We start from the raw sequence: 22,233 nt of genomic DNA on the forward strand, positions 1-22,233 counted from the left end.
TCTCAGATTAATTTTATAATATTGTTGGTGTTTATAATGCAGAAGTTAATAAAAGAATATATCAAACTGGCAAAAATGGATTTAAAAGCGTCAAAAAGTTCATATGAACATAATCTTTATCCTCAAGCTGTTTTTTTCTTTTCTCAAAGCGTTGAAAAAGCGAACAAAGCATTAGCTTTGTTCTCAGGGAAGTATACTGAGCAAGATATGTTGGATATCGGACATGATCCTACAAAAATATATCAAAACTTGATTATAGAACAACGATTAAAGTCTAAAAGGACCCTTCAACGGCTTGTAGAAGCACCTGAATTAAGTGAATTGTATTCTTTAAGTGGCATATCTACTGATTTAATGGAGGAAAGTATTGAAGAATGCGAGTCGCAGTTAAAAGAAATTGGGTCCCTTCAAAAAGCAAAATTCAGTCCTACTTTTTTGTCAGCAAACGAAATTCAGATTATTTTGAGAGACTTGGAGAGAATAGATTCAGATTTACTTGAGCCTTTAAAGGAATTACCTAGTTTTTCTCTAAGTAAAGAGGAATGGGAAGCATTAACTAACAAAATAATTGAGTGGGCAGAGGGTTTAGATCAAATTGACGATAAAGCTTTACTAGAAATAAAAAATGAATTACATTCTTCTAACGTTGATATTGAAGAATTAACAAACGTAATCAGAAAAGTTCTGTTACAGTTATTTGAGTTATCAAGGATTGCAGCTCCTCTTTATATTCTATCAAGTATAGCTACTCGTCATTCAATAATTGCGAGATATCCTGATACAATAAGATACACTAAAGAAATGTATCCTACAAAGATTTACACACGTAAATTACCTCTTGTTAGATATTTGAATGATTTAATCGAACTTCATTTTAGAACAGTAGACCTTCTAGATGAATATTGTTCAAAATATGGTTCAAGCTCCAAAACTTAACTTTGAGGTATTATTGGGTATTGGAAAACTAGAAAGAACTAACTTCTTTAAATGAATTCAGGCAAGTTTATACCCATTTCTCCCATTTTACTTTTGGTCTTATTTGCTTCCTCCATCAAAGATTTTTGAGAGATTTTGATTGAATATTCTTTAATAATGTCTTCAGATGAACCATCTCGAATAATTTCAAAGATATCGTTTTTAAATCCCTCTACATATCCTCTGATGGACCAATAAATAGTGCTAAGTAATAAGCCATATCCACTGTAACCTAAATATGGGACAGATTTCATTAATTTTAATTCCGTGCTTAAAGATCCAACTGACTTAAACGCTGTTTTATGAATTCCACCAGTCTCAATTAAAAATACATCTACGCTTAGTAAAAAAGCACAAATATAAAATATTCTTACATATTCCTCATTGTTTCGATCTTCAAGAACTAAATCAGAAGCTACTAATAATTCGTTGTATGAATTAATCACTGGCAAATGCTTTTCGCCTTTATTCAATAGCTGAATGAACTTGTAATGTGAGGCTCTATCTAATGGTATTGTTTTAAAATCATAGTCCATATTTTCATTAAGGACAGCGATAACTCTGTTAACTCGTTTCATTTCAAATTCATAGTTTCCATAATCTTGTAAAAGCTTAACATCCAAAGGCTCTAGGCCATAGTTTTCCATTTCTAGCGAAATTGAATAGGCGGTTTGTGAAGCCATTTCTTTTTCGTATGAAGAATCGTGGTTTTCAAGGGCAGACAGCAAATATATTAAGCTTTGATTAAAATTTCCTGTTGGGTCCGATTCAACAAACATTTCCAAGTCAGAAATAGTTGAAATGATTTTGATATCATTAGAGTAAGTATCTTGATTTGTTTCTTGAATGTTAGATATAGCAATACATCCATGACTACTTATTACAAGAAAAATAAGTGCAAATGTAAATACCTTCTTTTGAAAATTAGAATGTTTTTCCACTTAAATCACATTGAATCTTTATTTTACTGTTAACAAGATTATACTTCTAACTTTAAAAATGTTTTTTTATACCTCCATGCTTAATAATTTGTAAATGTATAAAATCTAGTAAAAATTTTACATTTAGATATGTAGACCATAAAGAATAAACGAACTTCTTAAAATTCTGAGTATCTATTTTTCAGGATACCTATTACCCAAAACCTAGGTGCGAGGGGTGGGATTTGAACCCACGAAATCCTTCGATACCGGATCTTAAGTCCGGCGCCTTTGACCGGCTGGGCAACCCTCGCAGTAGAATAATAACAGTCGTATGCCGGTCATGTGGTTTTGAACACCAGATAATAACAATTAAGTTACTTAAGCCTTATTATAGCAGGTATGGAGATCACATTACTTGGAACAGGAGTTGGCATACCGCAGGCTGGCAGGGTGCAGTCGGGTGTGCTCTTTGATATGGGGGACTCGTTGCTGCTTTTTGATTGCGGGTGCGGGGTCCTTGGACGGATCTATGAGAGCGGGCATGATCATAAGGGTATTGATGCCATAGTTATCACACATCTGCATCTTGATCATGTGGGGGATGTGCTGGCACTCATCAAGGCCAACTGGCTTGTGGGAAAGACGGACATGCAGATATACGGGCCGCAGGGCACAAGGGAATGGTTCGGGAAGACGATGGATGCCTATGACTATCTCAGGGACAGGTTCACCGTTAAGATAACAGAACTCTCGCCAGGGGACAGGTTCAGCCCCCAGGGCTCCGGTTGTGTCATACGGTGCGCAAAGACCATGCACACAGACAACTCCCTGGCCTATCGCATCGAAAATAACGGCAAGGCCGTGGTCTATACAGGAGACACCGAGCCCTGCGAGGAAGTGATGGAGCTGGCAGAGGGTGCGGATGTGCTCATACACGAATGCTCCTTCCCGCTGGGCTTTCCCATGACCAACCACAGCACACCAGACATGCTCACCCTGATGATGGAAGAACACCCGCTCAACGTGAAGGAGCTCTACCTCACACACCTCTACCCCCACATGCAGGGACATGAAAGAGAGGCTGTGGACCACATAAGGAAATACTTTACAGGCAAAGTGGTCATCGCAAAGGACCTCATGGAAATAAAGGTATGATCTAAAGAAAAAGAAGATGCATCCGCAGGGCGGGGGTAACCTTTCATTTCATGCATCTGCAGCTAGCTCACTTCTTCCAGAAAGCAGGTGTCAGCAATACCATAACCGTAAATAGCTCAAGCCTTCCGATCCACATGTTTGCGGTCAGGAGCAGCTTGCCAGGGTCCGGTATATTGTCAAAGCTCTCCATGGGACCAACAAGACCAAGACCGGGACCCACATTACCAAGGGTTGCAATAGACGCGCTCATTGCGGTGATCATATCCATGCCCATGAATACCAGCAATGTTGAGCTGGCAAAGTAGATCATGATATATATTACCAGGAAGGACACGATGGAGCTGATGATCTCTTCCGGTATTACCTTGTTGTTGAAGCGAATCGGTTTGACAGCCTTGGGGTGTATCGCCTTGAAAAGGGCATTATTGGCATGTTTTAGTAACAGGAGCACACGCACAACCTTAAAGCCGCCTGAAGTGGAGCCGGCACATCCTCCGATGAACATGAGCAAAAAGAGAATGAACCTGGAAGAATCCGGCCACATGTTAAAATCCACCGTTGCATAGCCTGTGGTCGTAATGATGGAGATCACATGGAAACTGCTGTACCTTAAAGCATCTGTAAGTGAATAGACCTCATCACGGAAAAGCATGAAAGCAAGCAAAAGAGTGGCAACTGCGATTATTGCACAATAGAACCTGAACTCCTGATCATTGACCAGGCTTTTCCTGTCGTTAAATAATGTCCTGTAGTGCAGGGCAAAATTCGCTCCTCCCAGGAACATGAACACCATGAGTATCGATTCCACAACAGGATCCCCAAAAGCTGCTATGCTGTTTGAGTAAGGTGAGAATCCGGCGCATGAGATGGATGTGAACGTATGGGTAATGGCATCATAAGGTGAGAGTCCTGCAATGCTGAGCACGATGAATTCAATGATCGTCAGCACAACATAGACCAGCCACAGGATCTTGGCCGTACCCCTTATCCGGGGACGCAGTTTTTCCTCCTGCAATATGGGAACCTCTGCACGGAACATCTGTCGTCCGGCAACACCCAGCTTTGGCAGGATGGCAATGAAAAGCATGATAATGCCCATACCTCCCAGCCACTGGGTCATACTTCGCCAGAACAGCAGGCTTTTACTGTGAACCTCTATGTCCTTAAGTGCCGTTGCCCCGGTAGCCGTAACACCAGACATGGATTCGAACAGTGCATTCAGGGGAGGCACGCCTTCCAGTATATATGGAAGGGCACAGATCATCGCTGCAACCAGCCATCCGATAGCCACAATGAAAAAGCCTTCTTTCAGGTTCCATTCCTCTTCTTTCCTCTTAAAGAACAATGTAGAGAAAGTCGCCAGTAGTACAGTTATCAGAAGAGGTAATGCAAAGGTGATCAGGGTCTCCCCATAGTAAACAGCAACCAGCAGGGGAACTATCATAAAAACAGCAAGCAGCCAGAGAACCGGGCCCAGTACCCCCAGAACTACATTATGTCTCATAGCAGACACAACACGTCATGCAGGACTTCTTTATTCAGGAGTACGGGCAAAAGGGTCATGCTTTTAACAATCTTCCAATCATTTATAAATATGCCCTTTCTGCAGAGGAATAAAGACTACAATAGAATGCACATATATTCCTTTGCCTCATTATAAAGGATTTTTAAAGCCTTTTATGATCTTACCATTTCTTAAGGGTCTCAACAACCGCCTCACCGAACTTCTCGGCACATGCGGGGTCACGTCCTGTTACAATGTTATCCGTAACAATGACATCCATGTCCTCGTAGGTGGCTCCACCCTTTTCAAGTTCCCTTATGGATTCGGGATCCTTAAAGACCGTGGCCTTCTTATCTTCAAGTACACCTGCCCTTGCAAGTACAACAGGCGATACACAAATGGCAGCAACGACCTTTTCCTGTTCAAAGGCATCTGCAACCAGTTTCTGAAGTCTCTTATCCGGCCAGAGCAGTTTTCTTGAGCCAGGCCCTCCTGAAATGACAATTGCATCGTAATCCGCAATAATAACATTATCTATGGAAATATCCGGTTTTACATTCCTTCCAAGTGCCCCTGTAGCTTCATTTGTGGTCTTGCTTGCAATAGTGATAGAGAGTCCTGCATCCTCAAATATTTCCCTTGGTTCAAAGAACTCCTCATCCCTGAAACCTTCCTGTGCGACAACCATTAGAACTTTTTTGCTATCTAGATCTGACATAATATCACTTTAATACCCAGCTTATTGCTACCCAACTTATCCATATGATTTTTCAACTTTTCGGTAAGCTCTCTGGATTAAGAGAGTAATTGTAAGGCGACCATTTATCGACTTTTTATTATTATACACTTAATCAGATAATTTTTCATTTCAATTACTTATACCTGACGAACTGCAAAGGAAAAGAGAAAAACAAAAGTAGTGGAATCAGGGAGCAGAAGCCACAAAAAAGGAACATGGGGCAGAAAAAAGAAAAGTTGCGAAAAACATGTGCAAATACGTGAAGATCAGCTATAATTACAAAGATAGCTGATATCTTTACAGGACTAGAATCTAATTTGCTTTTTCAGATATTCTGTCAGTCCTCAAATCTGCCAAGACGGATCTTTATGAAATTGTATATCTCATCAGCGACATCTATATCGCAACAACTCTCGATGCCTTTAAAACCAGGTGAGGAGTTTGCCTCGCATACCTTAAAATGCCGCCCGTCAAAAAGCAGGTCTATACCTGCGATCTCCAGCCCGAAGAGTTTTGCGGTCTCTGTTGCCAGCCATTTTATCTCCGGTGTCATCGCTAGCTCTGTGACCTGGCCGCCTCTGGAAAAATTTGCTTTGAAATTATTATCACTTGAACTGCGTTCTATACAGGCTATAGGCCTTCCTCCCACAACAAATACTCTCAGGTCTTTTCCCCTGCTTGTTTCTATGAACTCCTGAAGGATTATGTTCAGCTTTGGATTTGTCACGTGTATCAGTCCCATCAGGTCATTGAACTGGGACTTGCTCTCACAAAGAAAGACCCCTTTTCCCATGGATCCTGAAAGTGTCTTCACCACCAGAGGGAATTTCAGGTATTTCTCGACCAGCTCATCATCTATCGGGTACTTTCCAAGCATGGTCCTGGGAACAGGCAGGTTGTTCTCCGCCAGTATCTGCTGGGAATAGAGTTTATCCTTTACTGTATCGATGCACTGGGCAGAATTTACGGTATAGACTCCAAGTCTTTCCAGATGCCTTATCACCGCCATGCCAAAATAACTGGTTCCCGCACCCATACGCGGCAGGAGAAAATCCGGCAAAGGAACGGTCTTTCCATCAAGCAGTATACTTTTGCGGTCCTCCCTTGTGACCACAAGATCGAACTGGTCAGGGCATACTACTTCTATTTCTATCCCTTTCTTCTTCGCAACATCGATAAACCGGTGAATTTCGTAGGCTTCCGGACTCAGCGAGCTTTGAGCTGTCTTATAAAGTATCCATCCTTTCAATCGATAAAACCTCTTTTCAGGGCTGGGCATAATACTCTCTACTAGTAAAAATAGGTTTTACCGCATTAACAGAAAGTACTTGCAGCAACCAGAGAACAGGGCATGAACAAAATATAAAAAGAACATGAGTAAAATATTAGCAGAATATAAATAAAATATTAACAGAATATGGACAAAATATGAGCCGGGCAAATAATGACACATGCCGGCACATCCATGTAAGATCTTTTATTGTAGTATCATATACATAAAAGGAACGGAGAATTTCCATGACCTACCTGAACGAAAGATTACCTGAAACAGCCGAAGCCTTTGCGAACATGCGTGCGTCCATATTCAAGGATAATTCCCTTGATACCAGGACCAAGGAACTTATAGCTACTGCCTGTTCTGTATTGCTCAGGTGTGAGAAATGCGCTGTAATCCATTCACAGAGAGCAAAGGAAAAAGGAGCCACAGAAGATGAGATCGCAGAAGCTTTGTCTGTTGCGATGTTCATTGCAGCCGGTTCACAGCTTCACTGGACAAATGCCTATGAAAAGATACTATGAACTACAGAACAGTATGATAAAAACAGGCAAGGTCCATTTAAATGGCAGGCATCGGACCTTTTAAAGAATCACTTTTTTCACTTTATCTCTTTTTCTCCCTGTAATATTCATCCCTGGCGGCCACAAATGCCCTGATGTTCTCAATGGGAGTATGGGGGGCTATCCCGCAACCCGGGGCAAGTATGCCTGCTCCGTCCTCTATACATTGCTTTGCTTCCTTTTTGATATGTTCCGGGGTCTTAGCCAGCAATGTAAAAGCAGGAGACACGTTGCCGATAAGGCAAGCACGGCCGTCAACAACCTGGTTTGCATAGGCAAGGTCCACTTTCTCTTCTATACTAAGTCCTTCAAATCCAGAATCTGCCATATTGTCCAGGATATCGGTAGCATCTCCGCACATGTGCAGGATCGAATGCCCTTTCATCTTCTTTGTTATCGACCTGTAATGAGGCATTATCATGGACTCGAACAGCGGAGGGGGAAACAGGTCCGGACCGGCCTCAGAATCAATTATAACAACAGCATCTGCCCCGTGATCGAACAGTGCATTCGCATATTCGGTACATACCCTGGCACCCAGGGCGATAAGTTCCTCCAGGACATCAGGTTTGGTGATGCACCAGCGAAGGTAATTCTTAACACCGCAGAGACAGCAGGCAATTCCCGCAGGACCTAATACTCCTGCGATCACAGGAACATCGTCACCAACTCTGCTCTTAATGATATCGGTTGCTTCAAGGACTGTCTTTATCCTTCTGCTTTCAAGCAGGTCCTGAGGGATGGTAAGGCATCCCTGAGCAGACCGGGCCAGTTCCGGGCATACGCTCCCATCCAGATTCCCGGACATCCCGGACATTGAGGAAATTGCTTCAACATCTTCCTTTTTCTTACAGGGGAAATCGATTATCTGGGGCTGGGAGTCAAAAGAGCCTTCTGTGATGGTACAACCAAGGGTCTGAACCATTACCGTGTTACAAAATGGAAATCTTACTGCTTCAAGTCCTGTAATCTCATGTGCTGCAATAGCCAGGGTTGCCATCTTCTGCGGATCGTAATGCGCATCCGGCCATTTCGCACCTGTCATTTCCATGAGTTCGACAATTCCGGTCTGGGTTACCGAACAGACAGGTACCTTATCCACATCTTTTCCTTCAAGAGAAGCAATGAAACGTTGTTTTAATGTCAGGTCCGACAGGAATGATTCCTCCATAAATGATATATACTGATCTTGCGGTGAATATGATGTGCACCAATATAAGTATTCTTTTAATCGGTTTTCAGGGAAAAGATTTCCTAATCTTATCATCGACCGGTATAAAAAAAGAAGTGAATAAAACCCCATTTTATTTTACTATACAAATAAAAAAATAAAAGATAAACTAAAAAACATCAAAGGATTTTTAAACTTTCCCGCAAACTATGAAATGAGGTACTTATTATGACTGCATTATTCCAAAAGATAATGGTAATATTCTCGTTGATCGCCCTGGTGCTGATATCAGGATGTGCGACAACCGAGCCGGTTGATCCTGTGGATCCTGATAACGTCTTCCTTGAGGTCTCCCCTGTTGTGATAAAAGAATTCCACGAACAGGACATATCCCTGACTGTAAGCAATAATGATACACAGGCAATTGATTCCGTACAGGTTTGGGGTTTTACACCATTCTCTGTCACAGGAACGGATTCCCTGAACATTGCAGGAAAGGTGAACAAAGCCGAATCATCCATAATTAATGCAAAGGTAAAAGCCCCTGCTTTTGAAACAGATGTGAATGACTCTGCTGTTACCATCAGCTATCTTTCAGGTATCGATGAGCAGGGACAGCAGATCAAAAGGATGAAGTCTGCTCCTGTGAATGTGACCATACTGCCGGATGTAAAGCTACAGTTCCTTGGATTTGTGCAGGATATGGCCTCATTGCGCACACCTGCAGCAGACTCATGGGAACTTAAGGCAGGAGAGAACGCGACCGTTACATTCTCAGTAAAGAATCATGGACAGAGCACGGTGCCTGCCGATCTGCTGACGGTTGTTGCGGATGTTGATAACAAGCTCATAGCCGAACAGGCTTCCACAAATATAAGCCAGTCAATGGCAAGGAGCGGAACATCCTATACTAAAGGACTGATGATACCGGTAAAAGAGGATGCACCAAATGGCGAGACTGATGTCTATGTGCGCCTGATGTATGGTGATCATATAATAGACGAGCAGATGATCGTGCTGAAGGTCAGGCTGTAAGCAACGCAGGCGGTAAGATGAAAGTTGTGAACCTCCTTCTTTTCTTTTTGATCATTGTATCCCTCATCTTCAGTGGCTGTATAAATGAAGAGATGTTAGGAGAGGAAAGTCACCCCGTAATTACCAATATTGATGTAATGTCAACACCGGACGATGATGAGACCTTCGACCTCAGGGTAACAGTTTACCTCCAAAATCCCATGGATAGTGATACAGGCTCACTTTCGGTCAGGATAAAGACGAGGGATTCCTACACGAATCTAATAACCGCAGAACATACGGAGAACGTAGGTTATCTCAAAGCAGGGTCCCGGTCATACAGAACATTATCCTTCAGTGTACCCAATGGCGGGGAACAGCTTGTTGTTGCAGAGCTGCTGGAAGACAACAATCTTGTGGACGATCTTGTAACAAAGGTAAGGCTCATTGAAGACAGCAGTGAGCCAGTTTCCAGTGTGATCCTGACAGACCTCGTCATCCAGACGATACAGGCAACCAATTACGGGAAGGATATCATATTCGAGGCCTCTCCGGGCCTTCATAACCAGGGTGAGGAAGCAACCAAGGTGACCGTGATCGTCACCGCAATAGCCGATGAGTATACAAGGTATACAGGCAGCAACGTTGCCTATCTTGAAAGTGGCCAGAGGACCAGGCCCACTGTACGGATGACAATCCCTGCAGATCAACCCTATACTTTCGGGGTCGATGTGATCATTGACGGGGAAATAGTTTCCAGTGCGCACACCGGTGCGGCCCTTAAGCTCCACGAAATGAAGCTTGAAACACCAGGCACCCATAAACTCATTGGGTCAGGTTCCCCGATCACAGAAGAACGACCTGTCGAAGAACCGGCGCAGGAAAGTGAAAGAGCGGATTCACCCCCTGAACCCGGTCCTGGATTTGAGATAACTGTGTTTGTGCTCTCTGTACTGTGTGCAGCTTTCATAATGAGAAAAAAGAGAAAAAGATCCTGATCTTTATTTGCTGCAGGGATTGGGTCTTCTGTTTTTTATTTTTTGCTTAATCTTTTTTGCTTAATCTTTTTTCTTCATTTTTTCTTTTTGTGGGTCCCATGATAAAAACCACTCATATGAAGCATGTAATGAATATGATGCAACCGTTAGCCTGTTTTCAGGCCTGTGGAATATGTACGTCAAAAGCTTCAAGCATCACTGACAGCCTGAAAAGCGGAAGTCCCACAATATTGAAAAAATCGCCCTCTATACGTTTCACAAGGATAGCTCCTATTCCCTGTACCGCAAAGGAGCCGGCTTTACCTGCAGGTTCACCGGTGCTGACATAAGCGTCTATCAGCTCTTCGGGCAGTTCCCGTATCCAGACATTTGTCAGCTCATGTGCACTAAGTTCCTTCCTGCTGCCGGCATCCATTACAGTGATACCTGTTATAGCTGTGATCCTCTGACCACTGATCTTCTGAAGCATCTGCTTTGCATGTTCCTCATCCTCCGGCTTACCGAGCACTTCATCCCGGCACACAATGACAGTATCTGCAGATATGATGATGCCCTGATACAAACTCCGGGCAACATCATGGGCCTTCTCCCGCGAGTGATGCATTACCAGTTCTGCGGGGCCCAGACCCTTGCCTGTGTCCTCGCCGTAGGAGCTGACACAAACATCAAAGTCCGGGCCTATCAGTTGCTCAAGCAGTTCTTTCCTGCGCGGTGATGCAGAAGCAAGAATGATCCTTTTCATGGACCTGTAGATGTAAAACAAAAATATCAATCTTACCGGACATAGCTGCATGTTCCGGCAGGAAACCATAAAGACAGATCATTGCCCGCCAAAAAGCTATCAGTCATTGGATATTACAGACCCGGCAAGCCATTCATCCATATGGCTGTCCGGTCTGTTACGTGTGTCGAACATAGGTATTTGTACCGGATACCATTTCTGAAGGAAACTTAACATATGATATTTCATGAAAACCTCTCCCGGCATGCCCACAAAGGCTATCAGCAATATGAAGAGAATGAATTCAACAACCAGTACTGGAATTAACAGTATCCACACTGTTGTATCCGAAAATATTGCCGACAGGCCAAAATAAAGGATAATGTCGATAATAAGGATCAATGCAAAGAATATCAGCAATACTATAACAGCAGCTATTACCACGACTATGGCAACTGCAATCCCCAGAAGGAGACGGCCTATCCAGTATATGATGATCTGCTGCCAGTCACGCCTGAAATGTCCCAGTACCCCGGAGAGTGCCGAAAATATATTCCGGTCCGAATAAAGGGAAACCGGAATTGCCATGTTGACAAACGAATTGATGATACCTGAAAACAGAATTATCAGGAAAAGAAGGGTAAAAAAACCCATCATGCCGAAGATAATGAAAAGAGGAACAAAAAATCCTCCCGGGCCGTTCATTCCATTGCTCATGATACCGGCTCCAAGTAAAAAAGGAAGTATGAGAATGCCAATAAAAATGAGAATTGCCAGAGCTATAAGTATCCGCAGTGCAAAAAGGTAGATACCTTTTTTGAGATACCTCTTAAAATACTTCAGGATACGTACATCATTGCGTACAAGGGATTCCACGAAGACGAATTCCATCACGCTGCTTATAATGCCCAGCATCACAACGAACAGGATTATCAATGCCAGAACACCAATGATAAGTATAAGCTCAGGAAAGGAGATCAGATGCTGGTAATATGTACTGAGCATGTCTGTAAAGCTCTGCGGAACCCAGGAGCTGTCAGGCTGCGAGCCACTGTATCGGCTTCCGTTACCTCCATCAAAGCTTCCCCCGGCTCCTATCAACAGCGTAATGATGGTCAGTTTTATCCATTTAAGGATATCAAAAGGCTGGAAAAGGCAGTTTTTGGTCCTTTCAACTGCACGATCCACAGCATCTACAACGTACCAGCTCATATAAATTAATAGAAAGTGTGGCAATAAATAATTACTGGTTTGAACTTAATTTAAAGATGAAAGCATATAACGTCTGTCCCGGGCTGTAATAATGATCTCTTTTAACATTAAAAGGCCGTCATCATCCGGATAATGGCTCATGGCCCTTTCAAGTATCTCCAGGGACCTTCCGGGCAATGATGATCTTAGACAGGCATCTGCAAAGTTGATAAGGAGGATCTTTGAGAAAGGACACATTTCCAGTGCTTCTTCAAAGATGGAAATACCTTTTTCTGTATACCCCATAAGACAACAGGCAAGCCCTTTCATTGACAGGGCAGTCTCATTTTCCGGGTCTTCTTCCAGTATCCGGTCCAGAAATAACAGCGCCTTTTCGTATGATCCGTCAGCTATGAGGATATCTGACCTGCGAAGCAGAAGCTCTTTGTCAGTGGGAGGACCGCTCATAGCAAAAAAATGAACTTCATTGCTATTAAGCATTATAGTCTAAAAAGCATTATAGTCTAAAACAGCCTGGATCAATGGCTCTGATAGCCTAGCTTTATCCGGATCTGACATGGTCCGCTAAATCAGGCGTATGCAGGCAAACAACGTAATTAAAAAAGAAAGATATGGACCTGACAGACATCTCATGCACATATGACAATGTTGCCGAACATTCTAAGATCCAGCTTTTTCTCACGGGAGCATTTTTTGAGCATCAAAAGACCTTTGTCCATTATCCTTGAAGCTGCAACCACATGCAAAAGGCTGACATCACCTTTCTCATAGCGGTCACCCACATCTTTCATTCCCTCAATGAACCCATACTCTATAAGATCAACAGGGTCCATGCCAGCATCTACCGCTTCCCTTACTGCGGATTCAGCTTCCCTGCTGTCAAAATTAAGAATGGATTCCCGTGCTTTAGCTAGTATTTTCTTGAATAACGGTCTGTCAGGTTCCATACGATCCATAAATAATTCATCCTTTATTTTTACGGAACACCCCTTGTCCATCAGGATGATCCGGTAGTTGTCCGATCATCAAGTTTAGGCAAATTTAATTGATTTAAGACAACTTTTATTGATTACATTGCAATGATATATAAATACCACGCCTGCCCTGTTATTCCTTTTATTCCCGCCGCTCTCCTGTCCTTTCCTGTCTTTCTATCATTATATTTATCAGGAGGGAAGAGGTATGGACCCTTAATGTCAGACAGGGAGATAATTTCCACATTCAAATACGTTTCACGTATGAAACCGGAGTTCATGCTATCAGAGCTCAGGGCCTACCTCAAGGAAGAAGCTTCGGACCGGCAGATATACGAAACTCTCAGGCCCCATTTTTTTGACCTTGGCACGGATGTTGTTGCACAGGACGGGGATTTCAGGATAGTCCGTGCAGATCCCTGCAGAAAACTTGAACTGTCTGATGAGGAAAAACAAAAGAACGAACTTTTTTTTGACTCAGCCGGAGTTTCAAGGAAACTGGAACGCCTTATTGAGCAGTACATAGAGAAAAAGACCGCAAAAAGCTGGGATGACACGCTTGTTCTGGAAAAGGTCCGCAAAGCAATACAATCCCAGAAGGCCAGTTACTGGAAAGAAGGTAATTCCAGGGCCATCAGCTATGAAAAAGGATACAGCATCCTTGGATACCTGGCTTACCAGTTCCCTGTGTATTTTGTGCAGTTCCAGTATCTGCTCTATGAGCTGGCAAAGGACGGCCTGCTTAAGACCCGTATGAAGATACTGGATGTTGGAAGCGGACCTGGAACCATTCCTCTTGCTGTCACAGACCTGTATAACCGTCTTGATGGCCGCAGTGCGGATATCCATGCTATAGAGCTCTTTGATGAGAACATAGAAGCATACAACTTTCTTGTGGCTCAATACGCCGCCATGAAGTCAAACGTCATGACCGGGGAACCCATAAAGGCAGATATTACCGCAATGGACATTGAAAAGCTTCCGGATAACATCGACCTTATGGTCTTTTCCAATGTGCTCAATGAGCTAAAAGGTCTGGATCTGCAGCAAAAGGCCACGATTGTCAAAGAGATGTCTGGAAAACTTGCAGATGATGGCAATATCATTTTAATAGAACCCGCCGACAAGACCAATTCCATTGAGATGCGCCGGCTTACTATAATGCTTAAGAGGATGGGGTTGAGGATATACAGCCCATGTTCCTTTATCTGGTCAGGCGAATGTACCCTTGATACATGCTGGAGCTTTGAGCAGAAAAAGGACATCAAACCCACAAGACTTATGGAAAAACTGGCAGAGTGTGATGAACCGTATCGTTACATGAACACCGATATAAAATATTCATATGCAATACTCCGCAAGGATACGCTCTCAAAGCAGTGTTTCACAGTTCCCGGAAAGGCAAAGTTTGCACGCATGTCCAGGATGGATGTGCACAATAAAAAACGCATAAATGTAGCCTGCTCCCTGATGTCCGGTGACCTGGGTGATGAGAAGTACAGGCTCTACAGGATATGTGACGGTACTTCAAAAAAAGCGGTCTATGCCGTACTGCCCTCCCATAACCTCAATGATGAGAACGAAGCCATCACCAGGGCTGCTTATGGCAGTATACTTAAGATATACAATGTACTTGTCAAATATAATGAAGCAAACGATTCATACAACCTGCTGATAGGAAAAGGAACCACTGTCCAGCCCCTTAATCCGGATAAGGATGATGAGGCCGACATATCCGGTAACAGTTTTGATCCCCATGCCTGCTGATGAACACGACCAATCATTAAAAGACCCTTCTTTAAAATGTACTCCCCCGGAGATACTGGCTCCTGCCGGTGATCCCCAGGCCTTGCGTGCAGCCATAAAAGGGGGAGCAGATGCCGTATACCTGGGTGTAGGTGAATTGAACGCCCGGCAGGGCGCAAAGAATTTCACCACAGATGAGCTGCGGGAAAACATAGACCTTGCACATTCCTATGGTGTTAAGGTTTTTTTGGCAATGAACATCCCTCTTAAACAGGACGAGATGCAAAAGGCCATAGATATAGTACACAAAGCTTATTCATACAATATAGATGCCATCATACTGGAAGACCTCGGTCTGTTCTTTTTGCTAAGGGAACATTTCCCCGACCTTGCCCTGCATGCAAGCACCCAGATGACCATACACAACCTCAGGGGCGTTGAATTCATGGGTAATGCAGGTGCCTCAAGGGTGATACTTTCAAGGGAGCTGACAACAGATCAGGTCAGGAGCATCACAGACAGGACATCAGTAGAGACAGAGATCTTTGTCCACGGTGCCCTTTGCTACTCTTTTTCGGGAAGATGCCTGTTCAGCACTGCAATAACCGACCGCAGCGCGAACAGGGGTGCATGTTTCCAGCCATGCAGAAGGCCTTACAGGCTGTCGGTCAACGGCCGGTTAATTGACAGCAGGCTGGTGGGCGATTATCCCATCAGTTGTGCGGAGCTTTGCACTTTACCAAAGCTTGAGGATATTATCAGGACAGGGGTCAGGAGCCTTAAGATAGAAGGGAGGATGAAAAAAGCTGAATATGTGACCTCCAGTGCCCGGGCATATAAGAATGTCGTGGAAAGGGTGTGCAATACCGGCACGAACTTCAGTTCACAAGAGCTGGAGGAAATGGAGACAGAACTTGCAAAGTTATTCTACAGGGGCTTTACCCGGGGTTTTGTTCTCGGTGAAACCGATGTCACCCAGCGCAAATACAGTGCCAATTACGGTGCTTTCCTCGGGGAAGTGGACAACATACGCAAATCAGAGGAAGAGGGCAGACTGACCATGGTCCCATTGCAGGACATTAAGGTCAATGATGGCATCAGCATAAACACCCGCATCAGGATAATCGGTTGCAGGGTGGATGGCATCCTTGTGAACAAAGAGCCGGTGGAAATTGCCAGGAAAGGAGAAAAGGCTACCCTGCTGATAAGCCCCAAAACCAGCAGATCTGTCAGAAAAGGTGATGAGGTCTACGTATCCACTGATCCGCAGTTACTTGAACGCCTGCAGAACACGGAAATGAAGACCACGCCTCTGAGCATAAAGATACATGCACGCAAAGGAGAGAAACTGAGCATCCTTGTGAAAAGCAGGGACCTGGAATCACTGGTTACCAGTGATTATATCGTGCAGCAGGCTAAAAGTTCACCCACTTCAAGAGAGCAGATAGAGACCGCCCTTGCAAAGCTTGGCGATACCACCTTCCATGCAGAGGAGATCATCATGGATGTGGACGATAACATTTTCATACCCCTGGGTGCACTTTCCGGTACGCGCCGGGAGGCCGTCGATAAACTGTTCATGTCCAGGTTCCCCATGCATGGAAGGAACCGCCCGTGTCCTGCGGTATCCACTGGCATTAAAAGGAAAGCAGTGCCCGTGGATGAAAAAATCATCCCTCTTTTGAGTGCAGAGGTCTCTCAAACCGATCACATCTTTGTGGCATCAAAAGCAGGTGCTGATATTATCTATGCACCCATAGCCCTTTTTGCTGAACTGACGGACCAGGACAACATACTCAGGACCGGTGGACTGAAGGAAAAGAACGTGGAACTTGTCCTGATGACACCACAGATAAGTTTTGAAGAGGAAATGCCTGCACTTAAAGAGCAGATGAGACAGGTCATTGATGCAGGCTTCAGGCTTGCATGTTCCAACTACGGCACCATAAGGCTTGCAAATGAACTGGGTGCACCTTTTGTCGCCCTGAAAGAATTCAATATCTTCAATGCCTGGACAGCAAATGCATTCGGATCATCAGGTGCTTATTGTGTGACGCTTTCAGGTGAACTTAACCTGGAGGAAATAAAAGAGGTCTGCGCTAACACCGATCCTGCGGTCCTGACCGAGATAATGGCCTTTGGCCGGGAAATGTTGCTTGTGACCAAGAACGACCTGTTAAAACCCCTGATCGATCAGGGGGTCATCCCGGATGGCAGTGAGGTATTGCTTGTGGACAACACCATGGGTTCATTCCCTGTCAGGAGAGAGAATGAACGTACACTGATCTACAATTCGACTGTTCTGAACATGATAGGGGAAATCGATTCGCTTTGCAGGTCGGGTGCCGATGTTTTAAGACTTGATCTTTCCCTTTATGACAGGTCAGATGTAAAGGAGATCACACGTAATTTCAGGCGGGCGCTTGACGGGAAGCAGATAAGATTAAAATCCTCAGCAAATGAGGAATATGACCATGGACACTATTTCAGAGGTGTCCTGTAAGGAAAGACAGATAAAATTTAAAGTCTAATATCCGGTGATAAAATGGCAAGAGAACTTTCACCTAAAGACATAGCAGTACTGAAAAAGGTTGCTCCTGAGTGTGCAGGGCTTGAGTGTGCTGGCTCAAAAGCACCTTACAGGTCCATACTGCCGCCACTGTCAAACCATTATGCAAAAAATGAAGAGGATTTCAGGCAACGGATCTCAGCCCTGGACGACGGGGATCTGGAATACCTCCTGTCCCTTATAAGAACAGGTGAAGAGAGCCTGGGGTGCGTACAACCGCACTACATGACACTTTTCCTTGAACTTATAGCAGAGAGGATGGGGGAAGGAACTGCTGAAGAGATCATGGCCATTTATACAAAATGGAATGAGTGCTGACCAGGAATATGCAATACAAATCCTGTAAAGATCCTGGGTGTGGATACTTCACAGGAAAAAAGTCACTGGAAAAATAAAAATCATGCAGGTACAGCACCTGCATTTTCCAGCTGGCTCATCTGTTGTTTCTGTTCCTCGGTGAAGACCATGTCAATATCCAGGAGGATCAGCAACCTGTCTTCGAGCTTGCCCACACCTCTTATGTATTTCTCACTGACACCGGACACGATTATGTCAGGTGCTGGCTCTATATCATCACCGGACATCCTGAGGACCTCTGTCACCGAATCAACCACCATGCCGGCGGTAAGATTACCTATCTCCACGACGACTATACGGGAATCCTCATCTTTGACCTCGCGGGCAAGTCCGAAACGCTCGGCAAGATGGATGACCGGTATTATACGGTCTCGAAGATTTATGATGCCTTCTACGTAATCAGGTACCTGCGGGATCTTAGTGATATCCGGTATACGAATTATCTCTTTTACCCTGGATATCTCAATGCCAAACTCTTCACTGGCAAGCTGGCATATGACCAGCTGGAGCAGCTCTTTGGAAGAGCTGCTATCCTTTTCAACATATTCTGCCATTGCAGGACCCCGCAGATCAGATCAGTATTTTCTTTGAAGGTCCGGTCGGTCTTCTTGCATTTCCGGATGCATTTACCCCTTCTGAAACATCGCCTGCAGAGTCGTCTAAACGGAACCTGGATACTATAGACTGCATAGTTGCAGCAACCTCTGAAAGCTCTTCTGCAGACCTTGACAGCTCCTGCATGGAAGCTGTCTGTTCCTGCACAGAAGCGGAAGCTTCCTGGGCACCAGCTGCAGATTGCTCGGAAATGGCCGATACCTCTTCAACGGATGATGTGACTTCCTCTATGGAAGCGGACTGCTCTTCTGTAGCAGCGGCGATCTCCTGGACCATTCTCACGATCGTATCTCCGGCAGTCACAACCTCCCCGATGGCAACAACCGATCTCTCAAGGGAGGCTGCTCCCGTATCCACTTCATCTGTACCTTTCTTCATAGATGAGACCGCATTCTTTGTTCCGCTCTGCATCTGGTGGATCAGTTGTGCTATCTGCTTGGCTGCATTGCCCGAATCTTCAGCAAGGTTTCTCACCTCATCTGCAACTACAGCAAATCCACGTCCGTGCTCTCCTGCCCTTGCAGCCTCAATGGCCGCATTAAGGGCAAGCAGGTTGGTCTGGTCAGCAATACTTGTAATGAGACTGACTATCTCACCTATCTGTTTGGATTTTTCATCAAGCTCATTGATAACATCTGAAGATTCACCAACTGCAGACTTTATGCTTTCCATCTTTAACATGAGGTCCTGGGACATTTCACCAAGACCCTGTATCAGTTTGTTGGAATCCACTGCATTCTGGGCGGCCTTCTCAGAATTGGTTGCTACTTCCTGAACAGTTCTGCTCATATCGGTCATTGCCCTTGAGACCTCTTCTGCCTTCTCTGCCTGTGTCTGAGTACCTTTTGATATCTCCGTCACAGTACTTGTTATCTGTTCTGCTGAGGCTGAGAGCTCCTCACTTGAAGAGGACATCTCCTGTGCAGTGGCTGCAATGCTTTCAGCATTCTTACTGACAAGGGCAACCATTTCATTAAGTGATGATCTGCAATTCTCAACACCTTCTGTAAGTTGTATGAAATCCCCGACACCGTAGACGCTCACCCTTCTTGTAAGGTCGTTGGCTGAAATGGAGTTAAGCACTGCACATGAATCGTTTATGATGCTCTCAAGAGCGTCACCAAAGTTATCAAGAGTGTCACCAAGTTGTTTGAAGTCACCCTTTGCATCTATTGTCACTCTTGTGCTCAGGTCACCATCAGCATAGGCGGTGATTACCCTGGAAGCCTCGTTAAGCGGTCCTATGACAGCATCCAGGCATTCGTTCACTCCTTCAACTATGCTCCTGAATTCACCATGGTGACGGTCCGCATCGGCTCTTGTACTGAGCTGACCATTGATCCCTGCCCTGGCAAGCATGTTTGCATCAGCCACCAGTTGTTTCAGGTTGTCCCTTATATTGATGCAGCTCTTTGCCATGACATCATATTCTGACATCACCATGATATCCACATCAAGGATACCTTCTGCCATCTTCTGGACATTCTCGGCATCATGCTTGTTGTTTTCGATAACCTTCTGTATGCTCTCTATGAGTATATCATCTCCAGAGCGCTTTTCTATACTCACACTGGTATTGCCTACTGAGAGAGCCATGGCCACTTCACATATCTGAGAAGTTGCTTCAATCAGATGATTGAGGTTGTTCTTGATCTCATTGAAATCACCATTGTAGTTATCAATTATCTGCTCCGGGACTTCACCCTTTGCGATGCGGTCAACATACTCTGCAGCAACGTTGAGCGGGCCGATTACAGCGTCAAGGGTGTCATTGACCCCATCAATTATCTTTTTGAAATCTCCTTTATGGCGGGATGCGTCTGCTCTTGTATCAAGCTTACCCGCAACAGCAGCATCTGATAACATATTTGCATCACTGATAAGAGCTTTGAGATTCCCACGTACTTCCTCAATGATCTCATTGATAAATACCTTCTTACCAGGGAACTTTTCAAGTTCAGCTTCAAAGTTACCTTCTCCAAACTCCTTGACACATGCCATAGCCTTCTTCTTGACAGTTATATGGCCATTGACCATGTCATTGACACCTTTGGCCATGTTAGCATAAACACCCTGGAATTTGTCTTCTGCCATAATGACATCTATGTCGCCTGCATCGTGCTCATTGCTCATCCTTCTCATTTCATCGACAAAACGATTCAATTCACCCATCAACTGGTTGAGATTGTTCTTTATCTCGTTGAAATCCCCTTTGTACTCATCGGTGATCTTTTCCGGGATATCTCCTTTGGATATGCGGTCAATGTACTCAGCTGCAACGTTGAGCGGACCGATTACAGCGTCAAGGGTGTCATTGACACCATTAATGATCTTTTTGAAATCTCCTTTATGGCGGGATGCGTCTGCTCTTGTATCAAGCTTACCCGCAACAGCAGCATCTGATAACATATTTGCATCACTGATAAGAGCTTTGAGATTCCCACGTACTTCCTCAATGATCTCATTGATAAATACCTTCTTACCAGGGAACTTTTCAAGTTCAGCTTCAAAGTTACCTTCTCCAAACTCTTTGACACATGCCATAGCCTTCTTCTTGACAGTTATATGGCCATTGACCATGTCATTGACACCTTTGGCCATATCATAATAAGCACCTTCAAATCCTTCAAGTGGTATCTGTACATCAATATCTCCGGCATCATGCTGGGATGACATGTATTCCATCTCATATATGAATTTCTTCACATTTCCCCTTAATTCTTCAACTATCTCATTGATAAAGGCCTTCTTACCAGGGAATTGTTCCAGTTCAGCATCATAATTACCCTTGCCAAACTCTTTGACACATGCCATAGCCTTCTTCTTGACAGTGATATGGCCGTTGACCATGTCATTGACACCTTTGGCCATAGTGGCATAAACACCCTGGAACTTATCTTCAGGCATGATAACATCTATGTCTCCTGCATCATGCTCACTGCTCATTCTTGCCATTTCTGCAACGAAACGGTTCAACTCACTCATCAATTGGTTAAGGTTGTTCTTTATCTCGTTGAAATCACCCTTGTACTCATCGGTGATCTTCTCAGGAATGTCACCTTTGGAGATGCGATCTATATACTCTGCAGAAACGTTCAGCGGACCTATCACCGCATCAAGAAGATGGTTGATGCTTTCCATGGCTTTCCTGTCATTGCCGGTATAATCCTCGACCCTGGCACGTGTATCAAGCTTCCCCTCTATTGCAGCATCAACAAGTGTCATTATGCCATTGACAAGTTCATCATTCTTGTTTTCGGTTATGTCAAGAATGAAACCATCAAGATATTGTATGGTCCCGCCCTCAGCTGTTACAGCCTGACCGTCTTCGTGTACCCAGCGTATGTTCCCATCCTTGTGGATTATGCGGTATTCGATATCCCATGGCCTGCCGGCACTTATTGCCTCACCAATCTTTCTGTCCACATCAGCTGCGTCGTCCGGGTGGATCACACTACTATATGAACGAACTGAATTTTTAAGAAAATCAGAGACCGGGTATCCGCTTGCTGCCGATATTTTAGGACTCATATCCAGCATTGTCCAGTCATTGTCATACTTACATCTGTAGGTAAATCCGGGCAGGTTCGATACTAAAAACCGAAGCTGACCCTCTTTATCGTGTAATGATCTCTTAAGTTCGACTATCTCTTCCTGAAGTTTACTTTTATCGCCAAACATATACAACACACCTTTAACTGACTAACTGTTTCTATATGTC

Annotated in this window: 19 protein-coding genes and 1 tRNA gene; 8 read left to right on the plus strand and 12 right to left on the minus strand. The window is 44.2% G+C overall.

The genetic code is table 11. The features are described from left to right. The first annotated feature begins 36 nt into the window (after positions 1-36). Positions 37-936, plus strand: a complete 900-nt coding sequence (locus V7O64_RS02250; protein WP_407356414.1) for a HEPN domain-containing protein — start codon at positions 37-39, stop codon at positions 934-936. 47 nt (positions 937-983) lie between these two features. On the opposite strand, the gene V7O64_RS02255 is transcribed toward V7O64_RS02250, so the two are convergent. Both V7O64_RS02255 and V7O64_RS02260 read right to left on the minus strand, forming a co-directional pair. Then, a complete protein-coding gene (locus V7O64_RS02255; protein ID WP_407356415.1) occupies positions 984-1,916 on the minus strand; it encodes a hypothetical protein in 933 nt (310 codons plus the stop codon). Positions 1,917-2,125: 209 nt separating this feature from the next. Next, positions 2,126-2,209 (minus strand) — tRNA-Leu (locus tag V7O64_RS02260). A gap of 88 nt (positions 2,210-2,297) precedes the next feature. Here V7O64_RS02260 and V7O64_RS02265 point away from each other — a divergent pair. Beyond that, a complete protein-coding gene (locus tag V7O64_RS02265; protein WP_407356416.1) occupies positions 2,298-3,053 on the plus strand; it encodes an MBL fold metallo-hydrolase in 756 nt (251 codons plus the stop codon). 67 nt (positions 3,054-3,120) lie between these two features. Here the strand turns inward: V7O64_RS02265 and V7O64_RS02270 are convergent, their stop codons facing one another. From V7O64_RS02270 to V7O64_RS02280, 3 genes are all read right to left on the minus strand, one after another. After that, positions 3,121-4,557 carry a TrkH family potassium uptake protein gene (locus tag V7O64_RS02270; RefSeq protein ID WP_407356417.1) on the minus strand — a complete coding sequence of 479 codons (1,437 nt, stop codon included), beginning with the start codon at positions 4,555-4,557 and terminating at the stop codon, positions 3,121-3,123. A gap of 181 nt (positions 4,558-4,738) precedes the next feature. Beyond that, positions 4,739-5,275: a DJ-1/PfpI family protein gene (locus V7O64_RS02275; RefSeq protein WP_407356418.1), complete on the minus strand. Its 537-nt coding sequence runs from the start codon at positions 5,273-5,275 to the stop codon at positions 4,739-4,741. Between the two features lie 358 nt (positions 5,276-5,633). Continuing rightward, on the minus strand, positions 5,634-6,545 hold the full coding sequence (locus tag V7O64_RS02280; protein WP_407356419.1) for a RimK family alpha-L-glutamate ligase: 912 nt from the start codon (positions 6,543-6,545) through the stop codon (positions 5,634-5,636). Between the two features lie 269 nt (positions 6,546-6,814). Here V7O64_RS02280 and V7O64_RS02285 point away from each other — a divergent pair, with 269 nt between their 5' ends. Then, positions 6,815-7,096 (plus strand): carboxymuconolactone decarboxylase family protein, encoded by a 282-nt coding sequence (locus V7O64_RS02285; protein WP_407356420.1) that lies wholly within the window; start codon positions 6,815-6,817, stop codon positions 7,094-7,096. An 82-nt stretch (positions 7,097-7,178) separates the two neighbouring features. Here V7O64_RS02285 and V7O64_RS02290 read toward each other — a convergent pair whose 3' ends face one another. Beyond that, positions 7,179-8,291 carry a uroporphyrinogen decarboxylase family protein gene (locus V7O64_RS02290; protein ID WP_407357366.1) on the minus strand — a complete coding sequence of 371 codons (1,113 nt, stop codon included), beginning with the start codon at positions 8,289-8,291 and terminating at the stop codon, positions 7,179-7,181. Between the two features lie 243 nt (positions 8,292-8,534). On the opposite strand from V7O64_RS02290, the gene V7O64_RS02295 reads away from it, so the two are divergent. Together V7O64_RS02295 and V7O64_RS02300 are read left to right on the plus strand one after the other, a co-directional pair. Beyond that, positions 8,535-9,341 carry a hypothetical protein gene (locus V7O64_RS02295; RefSeq protein ID WP_407356421.1) on the plus strand — a complete coding sequence of 269 codons (807 nt, stop codon included), beginning with the start codon at positions 8,535-8,537 and terminating at the stop codon, positions 9,339-9,341. A 17-nt stretch (positions 9,342-9,358) separates the two neighbouring features. Beyond that, positions 9,359-10,318, plus strand: coding sequence for a hypothetical protein (locus V7O64_RS02300; RefSeq protein ID WP_407356422.1), 960 nt, complete (start codon positions 9,359-9,361; stop codon positions 10,316-10,318). A 157-nt stretch (positions 10,319-10,475) separates the two neighbouring features. Here the strand turns inward: V7O64_RS02300 and V7O64_RS02305 are convergent, their stop codons facing one another. The 4 genes from V7O64_RS02305 to V7O64_RS02320 form a co-directional block, all read right to left on the minus strand. After that, complete coding sequence (locus V7O64_RS02305) at positions 10,476-11,060, minus strand: Maf family nucleotide pyrophosphatase (RefSeq protein WP_407356423.1); 585 nt, start codon at positions 11,058-11,060, stop codon at positions 10,476-10,478. A 99-nt stretch (positions 11,061-11,159) separates the two neighbouring features. Then, a complete protein-coding gene (locus tag V7O64_RS02310; RefSeq protein ID WP_407356424.1) occupies positions 11,160-12,251 on the minus strand; it encodes a hypothetical protein in 1,092 nt (363 codons plus the stop codon). A gap of 45 nt (positions 12,252-12,296) precedes the next feature. After that, positions 12,297-12,698, minus strand: a complete 402-nt coding sequence (locus V7O64_RS02315) for a tetratricopeptide repeat protein (RefSeq protein WP_407356425.1) — start codon at positions 12,696-12,698, stop codon at positions 12,297-12,299. A gap of 182 nt (positions 12,699-12,880) precedes the next feature. Further along, positions 12,881-13,198: a B12-binding domain-containing protein gene (locus tag V7O64_RS02320; RefSeq protein WP_407356426.1), complete on the minus strand. Its 318-nt coding sequence runs from the start codon at positions 13,196-13,198 to the stop codon at positions 12,881-12,883. A gap of 246 nt (positions 13,199-13,444) precedes the next feature. On the opposite strand from V7O64_RS02320, the gene V7O64_RS02325 reads away from it, so the two are divergent. The 3 genes from V7O64_RS02325 to V7O64_RS02335 are packed head-to-tail and all read left to right on the plus strand — an operon-like array spanning position 13,445 to position 17,858. Further along, the gene (locus V7O64_RS02325) at positions 13,445-14,992 is read left to right on the plus strand and encodes a small ribosomal subunit Rsm22 family protein (RefSeq protein ID WP_407356427.1); all 1,548 of its coding nucleotides are present in this window, start codon (positions 13,445-13,447) and stop codon (positions 14,990-14,992) included. After that, positions 14,982-17,474 (plus strand): DUF3656 domain-containing protein, encoded by a 2,493-nt coding sequence (locus tag V7O64_RS02330; protein WP_407357367.1) that lies wholly within the window; start codon positions 14,982-14,984, stop codon positions 17,472-17,474. The genes V7O64_RS02325 and V7O64_RS02330 overlap by 11 nt, the downstream gene beginning before the upstream one ends. A 42-nt stretch (positions 17,475-17,516) precedes the next feature. Next, entirely contained in the window at positions 17,517-17,858 is a 342-nt protein-coding gene (locus tag V7O64_RS02335) for a hypothetical protein (protein ID WP_407356428.1), read from the plus strand. Between the two features lie 80 nt (positions 17,859-17,938). Here V7O64_RS02335 and V7O64_RS02340 read toward each other — a convergent pair whose 3' ends face one another. Both V7O64_RS02340 and V7O64_RS02345 read right to left on the minus strand, forming a co-directional pair. After that, positions 17,939-18,451 carry a chemotaxis protein CheW gene (locus tag V7O64_RS02340; RefSeq protein ID WP_407356429.1) on the minus strand — a complete coding sequence of 171 codons (513 nt, stop codon included), beginning with the start codon at positions 18,449-18,451 and terminating at the stop codon, positions 17,939-17,941. 16 nt (positions 18,452-18,467) lie between these two features. Then, positions 18,468-22,193 (minus strand): methyl-accepting chemotaxis protein, encoded by a 3,726-nt coding sequence (locus V7O64_RS02345; RefSeq protein ID WP_407356430.1) that lies wholly within the window; start codon positions 22,191-22,193, stop codon positions 18,468-18,470. Between the last annotated feature and the right edge of the window lie 40 nt (positions 22,194-22,233).

This window comes from Methanolobus sp. WCC5, from assembly GCF_045690325.1.
Classification (GTDB): Archaea; Halobacteriota; Methanosarcinia; order Methanosarcinales; family Methanosarcinaceae; genus Methanolobus.